This is a genomic window from Mesorhizobium sp. M0088 (assembly GCF_040322895.1).
GTDB lineage: Bacteria > Pseudomonadota > Alphaproteobacteria > Rhizobiales > Rhizobiaceae > Mesorhizobium.
Genome location: NZ_JAMYUI010000042.1, coordinates 26122 through 36459 on the forward strand (window position 1 = coordinate 26122; position 10338 = coordinate 36459).

Here is a 10338-nt window from a genome sequence, read left to right on the forward strand (position 1 = left end):
CTCCCTTGTTGTTGGCGCTTAGGGCGCCGTCACGATGTCTCGGACTGCCCGACATAAACCTCGATGACGCGCGGATCGCGCCACACCGCTTCGGTTTGCCCGGACGCGATCACCTGGCCCTGATCCATGACGCAGAGCCGGTCGCAAAGCCGGTTGATGAATCGCAAATCGTGATCGATGACGATGGTCGCGCAGCCGACATCCCTGCGAATGCCCTCGATCGCTACCGCCAATGTCTCGGACTCGCCTTCGTTGAGGCCGGCCGCCGGCTCGTCGAGCAGCAGCAACGATGGGCCCAACGCCAGCGCGCGGGCGATTTCGAGCCGGCGCTGGCTGCCATAGGACAGCGTGCCGGCCGGAACGTCGGCGAAGCCATCCAGCTGATATTGCGCAAGCAGTTGATCGACGCCGATGCGTGCCGCCGCTTCCGGCCGAACCGCCTGGCAGGTAATATGGGCGACCTCGACATTCTGCCGGACGGTCAAATCCTTGAACAGGCGGATGGTCTGGAACGTACGCGCGACGCCGGCCCGTGCGCAATGTTCAGGACCGTGGCCGGCGATCTCCTTGCCCGCCAGTCTGACACTGCCGGTGTCCGGCTTGAGCACGCCGGAGATGGCGTTGACCAGAGTGGATTTCCCGGCACCATTGGGGCCGATCAGGCCGAGGATTTCGCCGGCCTCGCAGGCCAGCGAGGCACTGCGCAACGCCTGCACGCCGCCAAAGGTCTTGCTGACTGCCTCAACCGACAGCATCGGTTCCATCTCCCATCCGGCCGATGGCTATTTCTCCTGTCGGCCGGTCAACAGGATGCTAGACCCCCGACTTTTCCATAACAAGTATTTTTTTCCATTTTAGAAAATATTCTTGAGAGGCCCCAAACTTTCGGGCCCGGATTCCAGTCAGGCCGGGATCAGACCCCGGCGCCGGCCGGCAGCCCGTCGCGCGGCACTGTGTTCGACATCAGCATGATCACCGGCTCTTCGCCCAGCGCGATATAGGCGTGCTGCATTTCGCCATCGAACAGGATGCTGTCGCCCGGCTGCAGCACGGTTGGATCATAATGGATCGTGTGCAGTTCCAGGCTGCCGCTCAGCACGTGGATGAACTCCTCGCCCGAATGGCTGCGCCAGCCACCGTTCTCCTCAAAACTCTTCGCGCGCAGCGTGACACGCCAGAAAATGTTGGTCTTGTCGCGAAAATCGCTGCACAGGACCTCGAATTCCATTGCGTTGCCCTGGTGCAGGATGCCGCTACCGGCGCGCGTGATCGAGCGCCGCGCCTGCATGCCCGGCTTCGGGCTGAACAGGAAGGAGGCCACCGGCACATGCAGCACGCCGGCGATCATCAGTGCGACGTCGACCGTCAGCCGGGCTTTACCGTTCTCCAGTTTCGACAATTGCGAAACCGAAAGGCCGGAGCGTTCGCTGAGATCGCGCAGCGTGATGTTCCGCTCCTTGCGCGCATCGCGGATCTTGCTACCCACATTGCCCTGCATCACCCACGCCCTTGGCTGTCGTGTTTCCAATTCGACAAGCTCTAGCGGCGCGCCTCGGGGGCGTCCAGCCTTTAGACGGCTACGGCTGGTTTCGGCCATAACGACATCGCAACGGTGGCAAATACGGTTTCTAGCGTGCGGCTGACGAGCTCGAATGTTTCCGGATCGGAAAGCAGGTCGTTGCGGACTTCGAGATAAAGGCAAGGCCTGCCCTGCTCCAACCCGTGCCGGTTCAGCGTGTAGCCAACTGCCTGACGCCAGTCATACGGCTCGTTGTCGCCGATCCTCAACCCGGCCTCGGCGCCCCGCGCGCCAAGCGTTTTCAACACCGAGGTGACGAAGGGGGACTGCTCCCGCCACAGGACGCCGATGTCGACATTGCGCCTGACGCCGCCCATCACCGGGGTGAAGGAATGCACCGAGATCAGCGCCTGCCGGCCAGCCGCGGCGTCGATAACAGCCTGTTCGACCGGCGCCCAGGCGATCATCTTGCGCAGCCTGACATCGACTGCATCGGGCGCGAGATTGCCAGGCACCGGAATGCCGCCGAGATCCGGGCGCATGAAGTCCCATTCGCCGGCAGGCCGGTTGTAGTCGAGGAACAGCCGCGAATAATGCGCGACCACGGCCGGCGCCCGCAATGTCTGCGACAGCCGGCGCGTCAAGGCATCGATGCCGATGTCGACGGCGAAATGCGTGCCGAGATAGGGTGCTGCGAGGCCAAGGTCATGCCATGGCGCGGGCACCAGATTGCCCGCATGTTCGGCGATCAGCAGATAGGGGCTCGCCGCCTCGATCCGCAGCCGCTCGACACTGGCGGCGGCCAGCGCGGCGACTGCTCTCTCATCAAGCTCTGCAAGGCTCGCGGCGCTCACCGGGCCGTCCTCCGGATCAGCCGATGACGGAGCGGACATGATAGGCCTTGGCCGCTGTCGCCTCCGCCAGGCCGGCGCGGCCATTGGTGCGGCCGAGGCCGGAATTCTTGATGCCGCCCCAGGGCAGATGCAGGTCGGCGTGGTCGCAGCGATTGAGATAGACGGTACCGGCCTCGACCTCGTCGAGCAGCGCCACGCCGCGCTCGATATCTGTGGTCCAGATCGAGGCGCTGAGGCCGAAATCGCTGTCGTTCATCAGGCCGATCGCCTCGTCATCGCTGCCGACGGACTGGATGCAGGCCACCGGCCCGAACAGTTCGTCGCGCATGATCCGCATGCTGTGATCGACACCCACCAGCACTTCCGGCGCGACATAGGCGGCGCCAAGACCAGAGGCCTTGAGCGTTCCGTCTCGCGGCATCAGGCGCCGGGCTCCTGCCCGGACCGCCTGTTCGGCGAGATCGCGGATCGTGTCGGCGGCACTCGCCCGCACCACCGGGCCGACCATCGGCTTTTCGCCGATGGGATGGCCGATGGTCCATTTCGCCGTTTCGGCAACCAGCGCTTCGACGAAGCGGTCATGGATCGCCTGGTCGACATAGATGCGCTCGACCGAACAGCAGGACTGGCCGGCATTGGAATAGGTGCCCTCGGCGATCTGCGGGATCGTGGCTTCGAGATCGGCATCGGCGCGGATATAGGTCGGATCCTTGCCGCCGAGTTCGAGATGCACCTGTGTGAAGGTGCCGGCGGCGGCGGCATGGACGCTCCGGCCGCCATTGACCGAACCGATGAAATTCACCGCGTTGAAGGCGCCGGACGCAATCAGCTTCTCGGCATCGGCATGGTCGAGATGCAAGCTCTGGAAGACGCCCTCGGGGCCGCCGGCGGCACGGAAGGCCTCTTCCGCCAGTTCGGCAATCAGCGGCGTCTGCGGCGAATGCTTGAAGATCACCACATTGCCGGCCGCGAGCGGCGACGTCACGAGATAGCCGAGCATGGCGGTGGGATAGTTCCAGGCGCAGATCGACAGATGCAGGCCGCCCGCCACCGGCTTGGCATAGCGGCGGATGTTGTCATCCGAAGGATACGGCACATTGGCCAGGGTTTCCGGTGCGATGTCGGCAAGCAATTGTCCGACCAGCGCCAGGCGAGGCGTCTCGTCGGCCTGCCATAGCGGCCGGCCGATCTGCCAGGCCACCATCTCGGCCAGCGGCGTTGCCCGCGCCTTCATCTCCTCACCGAAGCGCAGCAGGATCGCCAGTCTGTCGGCCAGCGGCGTCCGCCGCCAGGACGGCAGGGCGGCACGCGCGCGGGTGAGCGCTGCCTCGATGGTGGAACCGTCGGCATAAGAGCGCGTCGTATAGGTCGAGCCGTCGACGGGAGAAATCACGGAAAAGGTCCGCGCGCCGGAATGCAGGTTCATGCTGTTGAAATCCATCCGAGCTGAGAGGTCATTTGGGGTACGATATCGCTATTTTCCATTTTGGCAAATTTTTTCTAATACCGCTTGATGGAATTTTGGTCCGCCCCTATTGTCCCTTCGATCTGCATTTTGGCAGGAACAGACGAGGGGTTCAGATGATCGCTTACGATTTCACCGGCAGGCATGCGGTCGTGGCCGGCGCAGGCGGCGGCATGGGCGAGGCGATCACGCTGGCGCTGCTCGATGCCGGTGCCTCTGTCACTGCCATCGACGTCAAGCAGCGTCCTGCGTCCCTCGCCGCCTATGACGACAGGCTCGCCTTCGCGCAGGGCGATCTCACCGACGCCGCCTTTGTCGAACAGACGATCGGCACGGCGGGCCGCGAGCGCGGTGGCATCGACTATCTCGCCAATGTCGCCGGCGTGCTGTGGTTCGGCCGCGACAAATCGGCCCTCGAGATGGATCTCGACGTCTGGGACGAGGTGTTCAACATCAATTTGAAATCCTTCGTACACACGGCGCGCTCGGTCGTACCCCACATGCGCGCGGGCGGACGCGGCGGCGCCATGGTGCATTTCTCGACCATCCAGTGGTATCGCGGCGACGCCAACCCGCAGGACGCCTACCAGGCATCCAAGGCCGGCGTCTGCGCGCTGTCCAAATCGCTGGCCATGCAGTTGGCCGGCGAACGCATCCGCTCCAACGCCATCTGTCCCGGCATGGCGCTGACCCCGCTGCAGGCGCGCTGGGACACCGAGGAGAAGCGTTCGGCCGTGGCGAGTTACGCGCCGCTCGGCCGCATCGGCACGCCGCAGGACATGGCCAACGCGGCCCTGTTCCTGCTCTCCGACGCGGCGAGCTACATCACCGGCATCGAACTTGCCGTCGATGGCGGCCTGCTGATGCGCATGTAGCCAGCACGCCCGCTGCCGGGCTGTGGCAGCACGACATGCCGGGTCTCTCCGCGATCACAATCTGTCAACTTTCCGTTCCTTGCCAGCCCAGGGATTGGAACGCCTCTATATGGATATTGCGGGCCACGAACCGCCGGCGATGACAGGATCACCGCGACGCGACGGAGGAGATTGCCCGTGTCCGGAAAGCGATATCCACACCGCTTTCCCGTTGAAGGGAGGCGCGACCATGCGCAATGTCACACCAAGGATCATAGCAATCGCATCGCTACTGGCGGCCGTGCCGCTATCGAGTGCTTACGCGGTACACCGCCACAGGGTCGAACCGCAGCGCATGTCTGTCGAGGCTAGAGCCGTCCTGGAGCAGTTGCAGGGCGTCAAGCAAGGGATCGTCGAGGCAAGGGAGGCCAAGGCGATCACCCCTGAGCAGGAGCACGATCTGATGATGAGGGCCGACAGCATCCGTCGCTCGGCCACTGACCGCGGCGCATACCAAGGTTTGCTCAGCCAGATTGAGAACTTGGATCAGCGACTGCAAGACGATTCAGGCGGCGGCTTCTACATCGGCGACGGCGCCGATGGCGGCTACTATCCAAACGGCTGACGCAGACTGACAATGATCGCACGGCGCCTCCGGCGATTGTCGGGGCTCCGGCTTTTCCGATACGAGATGGGGGGGGGCAAACGCCTACTGAACCGACGCGACAGTGCAGACGGACGCGATGTCTCCGATGCCCTGACAGAGGGCGGGACCGTTCAGGCGCGGATCCTCGACCAGCGTCTGCGTCTCGCCATCGGAGGGCTGGCCGGCAAAGAAGATAGGGGCCGGCTGACCGCCGCCATGCGTGTCGGCATTGTGGGCGACGATGCTGGCAGCCTCGGTTGGCGGCACCGCGTTGGCAGACTGCACCACTAGGTCCGCGCCGACATAGGTCAACTCGTAATTGGCCGAGATGGTCAGGCTGCCTTGCTCGATGGCGTAAATGCCGGGCATGCTTGCAGTGGTGGCTTCGGTCGAAAGGCCGCCCGCGAACATGTCGCCGTTGACCAGCCCCAAGCCGCCGACCGTGTAGGTGAGTGGCGGATTGGCCGTCCCTTGTGGCCGGCTCTGCGCATCCGCAACCACGGTGATGGCCCGCTTGCCGATGCTGAAGTCCGCGCCGACATAGCTGATGTCATAGTTCGAATTCGCGGCGTTGGTGATGCCGCCTTGCCCCATTGCATAGCCGCCGACAGTCTCACCAGCGGCGCGATCGAGAGCACCGGCCAACGCCGCGCCACTACCGAGATCGGAGACGGTATAGCCTAGGGACGACGGGTCGGCATCGCCATAGGATTTGCCCTGGCCGGCATTCGCCGTCACCGTTACTGCACGCTTGCCAATACTGAAACCGGCACCGACATAGCTGATGGCGTAATTGCTATTCTCAGCGTTGGTCAGCGTGCCCTGGCCGATCGCATAGCTGCCGACAGTCTCGCCGGCCGCGCGGTCGAGAGCACCGACCAGCAGCGCTCCGCTACCAAGATCCGAAACGCTGTAGCCGAATGACGAGGGATTGCTGTCGCCGTAGATCTTGCCTTGACCGGCATTGGCCGTGACGGTGATCGCCCGCTTGCCGATGCTGAAGTTCGCGCCGACATAGTTGATGTCGTAATTGCCGTTGGCGGCATCAGTGAGCGTGCCGCGGCCAATCGCATGGCTGCCGGCATTCTCACCGGCAGCACGATCCAGTGCGCCGACAAGTGCCGTTCCAGTGCCCAGATCCGAGACAGTGTAGCCGTAGGACAGCGGATCGCTGTCACCATAGGTCTTGCTCAAGCCGCTATCCGCCGTGACCGTGACGGCGCGTTTGCCGATGCTGAACCCGGCGCCGACATAGCTGATGTCGTAATTCGCATTGGCGGCATCGGTGAGGCTGCCGCGGCCGATCGCATAGGTTCCGACGCCCTCGCCGGCTGACCGGCCGAGAGCGCCGACAAGGGCGACGCCGGTGCCGAGATCGGTGACGGCGTAGCCATAGGACAATGGATCGGCATTGCCGTAGGTCTTGCCCAGGCCCGCATTGGCAGTAACGGTCACCGCCCGTTTGTCGATGGTGAAGTTGGCGCCGACATAAGTGATGGCGTAATTGGCGTTCGACACGCCGAGATTGCCTTGGCCGATGGCATAGGTGCCGGCATTCTCGCCGGTCACGCGATCGAGTGCGCCAAGCAGCGATGCGCCGCTGCCGAGATTTGAAACGGTATAGCCATAGGACGATGGATCGCCATCGCCATACGTCTTGCCCTGGGCGGCGCTGGCGGTGACTGTCACCGCCCTTTTGCCGATGGTGAAATCGGCTCCGACATAGGTGATGTCATAGTTTGAATTGTTGCCGTTGGTCAGCGTGCCCTGGCCGATGGCGTACATGTCGGCATTCTCGCCGACATCACGGCCGAGTGTGCCCACCAACGCCACGCCGGTGCCCAGGCTCGAAACGCTGTAGGCGTAGGATGACGGATCGACATCGCCATAGGTCTTGCCCTGCCCTGATGTCGCTACCACCGTCACCGCACGCTTGGCGATGGAGAGCAGGCCGGCGCTGTTGAAGGCAAGGGCGTAGCCGTTCGAGGCAGCGACGTTGCCGGTGCTGATGCTGATCGCATAGGGCCCGCTGCCGACTTGTTCGTTGCCTGACAGCGTGGCGGTGGAGAGCGACGGCGCGCCGCCAAATGTATTGGCGGCAGCGTCGCCGAGATAGGCATTGGTGACGCCCGCCTGATAGCCCGACACCGTATAGGTCAGTGCCGGCATGGCGGTATCGCCATAAGTCTTGGCCGCATTTTCGGACTTGAAGGTCAGCGTCGGCTGATAGTTAAAGACGTAGCGGTTGCCGGTCGCGCTCACCGTGGCGCCGGCCGTCGTGTTCCAGACCGCCGTGTTGCCGCTGTCGAGATTGCCGAATGTGTTTCCGGTCGGGTTTGCCGCATAGATCAGCCAGCGGCCACTGGTTGCGGTGACAGCGTCGCTGCCGCGGTTGTTGACGAACCTGCCCATGGCTGACAGCACCGGATCGATGCCGCTGACCTTGGCGCCGGCCGCCATCGTCAGGTCGCCCGTCGTCTGAAGCTTGACCTGGCCGGTCGTGGTGGCACCAGCCGTGACCACGCCGCGCGCATTGATGACGCTGCCGACGACAAAGCCACCCAGGTCGAACAGACTGACGGATCCCGCATTGGCCGCGATCGTGCCGATCTGGTTGCCGCCATTGTTCAAGTTGAAGCCGCCGGCGCCGCCGAGCAGCAGCGATGCCGCCGCCAGCCCGTGCGTCTGCGTGACCGTGCCGTTCGACGACAGCGCCAGCGTGCCGGCGCCGATCGACACCGCCTGGTCGATCGCGAAGGTGGTGGCCGCCGTTTCGATCTGCCAGTTGGCGAAGGACAGGCTGCCGACATAGGTCGATCCGACAGTCGCTGCAGCGGCGTCCTGCAGCGCCGAAAGAGACGTGATCGAACTGTCCGCCTCGTCGAGACGCCAGTTGCCATAGACGTTCAGGTTGGAGACATTCCCGCCCGCAAGCCCGGTGCGAAATGTCACGCCGTTTTGAGCCCCGGAACTGTCGTCCGGATGCGAATCGCGAACGGCGTAGGCCAGCACGCTGTCCGATATCCAGCCGGTCGGCACGGCGATATAGTAGTAACCGTTGACGCCCGTGGTCACCGTGCCGATGTCGACACCGTTCGAGACGCCGGTGACCCAACCGGGATTTTTTGCATAGTAGGGCTGTCGCGTGGCCGACGAGAGCGGTGTGATGCCGCCATCCTTGTAGGCGATGCCGGAGATCGCCTGGATGCCGTTTGGATAGAAACTGTTCAGATACGGGTAGAGACCGCCGGTTCCGCCGACGAAAGCGGAGCTCAAGCTGGTGGCGCCGCCGCCCTGCAGCTGTGCCGTGGTCAGGCCGGTGCTGGTGACGCCTGCAGCGCCTTGGCCGGCAACGCCCGTCGTCGTTCCTGACGTGGTGGTGTCGAAATAGACATTGGTGACCGTGCCCCAGGAAAAGCCGACGCTGCCGCCAACGCCGGTAGCGCCCAGAAGTCCAAGCACGGCGCCTGTGGAATAGCCGTCGCTGATGGCGCCGACATTGAACCCGACCAGGCCGCCGATGTTGTCGCCACCGACAACCGAACCACTGGCATGGACCTGGCTGATCGTGCTGCTGTTGAAACCGGCAATGCCTCCGATCTGGCTGCCATCGTGTCCTCGCACCGCGTTCGTCGAAAACGAACCGGTGATCGTGCCCTCATTGCGTCCGACGAGACCGCCGACGGCAGCGACACCTTCGAGATAGCCGCTTGCCCAGACCCCCGATATCGTACCCTTGCTAAAGCCGGCAATTGCGCCGGTGTTGTACGAACCACTGATATAGGCGTCGACCAGACCGACATTGCGCACCACGCCGGTGCTGCCGACATAGCCGAACAGCCCGACATAGTTGGCAGGAATCTGCCGCACCCAGATCTGGTTGATGATATGGCCGAGACCGTCGAAGGTGCCGGTAAAGCCGTTGCCGCCATTCTGGATGTTGGTGTTGCCGTCGGTGCCCAGCGCGGTGAAACCGAGCAGGTTGTTCCAATAGTAGGTGGAACTGGCCTCGATGTTGTTGGCCAGCGCATACCGTTCGGTCAGGCCGCTGTTGATCGCCTGCAGGCCGTTGACATCGTAGATCAGCGTGTAGCTCTGGCCGTCGATCGACAGCGCCTGCGCACCGGGCGTGCCGGTGAAGGTCGCCGATGCACCCAAGGCATAGGAAATCGTGCCCCCGGTGCCGCCATTGTTGGTGACCAGCGACAGGCCGCCGACGCCGCCGATCGTGGCGTTCGCATTGAAGACGATCGAATGAGAGGCGCTGAGCGTCAGCGTGTTGGTGTTCCAGCTGATCGGCGCGGCAATGGTGATGTCGCCAGCCTGCGAACCGCCGCTGCCGGTCGAGACGGTGACGTTGGCGGTTGCGAGAAGGTTCTGCAGCGTGGTGACGTTGATGACGCTGTCATCGGTGTGGGCGGACATGCTGCCGCCGGTGTTGCCGGCAGCGTTGGAGATGGTGACGTTGTAGGGGTCGAGCAGAAGGTCGCCGGTGTTGCCGAAGCGGGCGCGCAGATCGACCTCACCGGTGAAGTCGAGGCGCTGCTTGCCGGAGACTTCCGTGAAGCCGCCATTACCGCCCTCTTCGCCACCACGTGCGGAAATCTTGCCCGCGAACTTTGTCTGCTCGTCCGACCAGACGATGACCGTGCCGCCATCGCCGGTGCCGGTCGCATCGGCGCTGATTGTCGTCTTCGCATCGATCTCGGTTGTGACCGCGCGTTGCAAGGTGCCCTTGCCCTGCTTGTCACCGCCGATCCTGACGCTGCCGCCGCCATCCTTGCCCGAGGCATCGATCTTGGCGGCCTTGAGCTTCAGCTTGCGGCCAGTCACCGTGACCTTGCCGCCCTTGCCGCCGGTCTTGGCCGAAGCGTCGAGCGTGCCGGTGATTTCGACCGAGCCTTCATCACCACCAAGCACGATGGCGCCGGATTGACCTGACACCGTGCGTGCCTCGATGACACCGGACATGTTGACGGCCTGGCGTGCTGCATCGCGCA

Annotated in this window: 7 protein-coding genes; 2 read left to right on the forward strand and 5 right to left on the reverse strand. The window is 63.9% G+C overall.

The features are described 5' to 3' along the window. Window positions 1-29 precede the first annotated feature (29 nt). The 4 genes from NKJ67_RS33605 to NKJ67_RS33620 form a co-directional block, all read right to left on the reverse strand. Window positions 30-755, reverse strand: coding sequence for an ABC transporter ATP-binding protein (locus NKJ67_RS33605; RefSeq protein ID WP_352585639.1), 726 nt, complete (start codon window positions 753-755; stop codon window positions 30-32). A 158-nt stretch (window positions 756-913) separates the two neighbouring features. After that, window positions 914-1498, reverse strand: coding sequence for a helix-turn-helix domain-containing protein (locus NKJ67_RS33610; RefSeq protein ID WP_352585641.1), 585 nt, complete (start codon window positions 1496-1498; stop codon window positions 914-916). A gap of 71 nt (window positions 1499-1569) precedes the next feature. After that, a complete protein-coding gene (locus NKJ67_RS33615) occupies window positions 1570-2373 on the reverse strand; it encodes an N-formylglutamate amidohydrolase (protein ID WP_164748798.1) in 804 nt (267 codons plus the stop codon). A gap of 16 nt (window positions 2374-2389) precedes the next feature. Next, window positions 2390-3799, reverse strand: a complete 1410-nt coding sequence (locus NKJ67_RS33620; RefSeq protein ID WP_127272457.1) for an aldehyde dehydrogenase family protein — start codon at window positions 3797-3799, stop codon at window positions 2390-2392. A gap of 155 nt (window positions 3800-3954) precedes the next feature. Here NKJ67_RS33620 and NKJ67_RS33625 point away from each other — a divergent pair, with 155 nt between their 5' ends. Next, window positions 3955-4713: an SDR family NAD(P)-dependent oxidoreductase gene (locus NKJ67_RS33625; RefSeq protein ID WP_127270039.1), complete on the forward strand. Its 759-nt coding sequence runs from the start codon at window positions 3955-3957 to the stop codon at window positions 4711-4713. 229 nt (window positions 4714-4942) lie between these two features. Next, complete coding sequence (locus NKJ67_RS33630; RefSeq protein WP_352585644.1) at window positions 4943-5317, forward strand: hypothetical protein; 375 nt, start codon at window positions 4943-4945, stop codon at window positions 5315-5317. A gap of 84 nt (window positions 5318-5401) precedes the next feature. Here NKJ67_RS33630 and NKJ67_RS33635 read toward each other — a convergent pair whose 3' ends face one another. After that, window positions 5402-10309, reverse strand: a complete 4908-nt coding sequence (locus NKJ67_RS33635) for a beta strand repeat-containing protein (RefSeq protein ID WP_352585646.1) — start codon at window positions 10307-10309, stop codon at window positions 5402-5404. Window positions 10310-10338 lie beyond the last annotated feature (29 nt).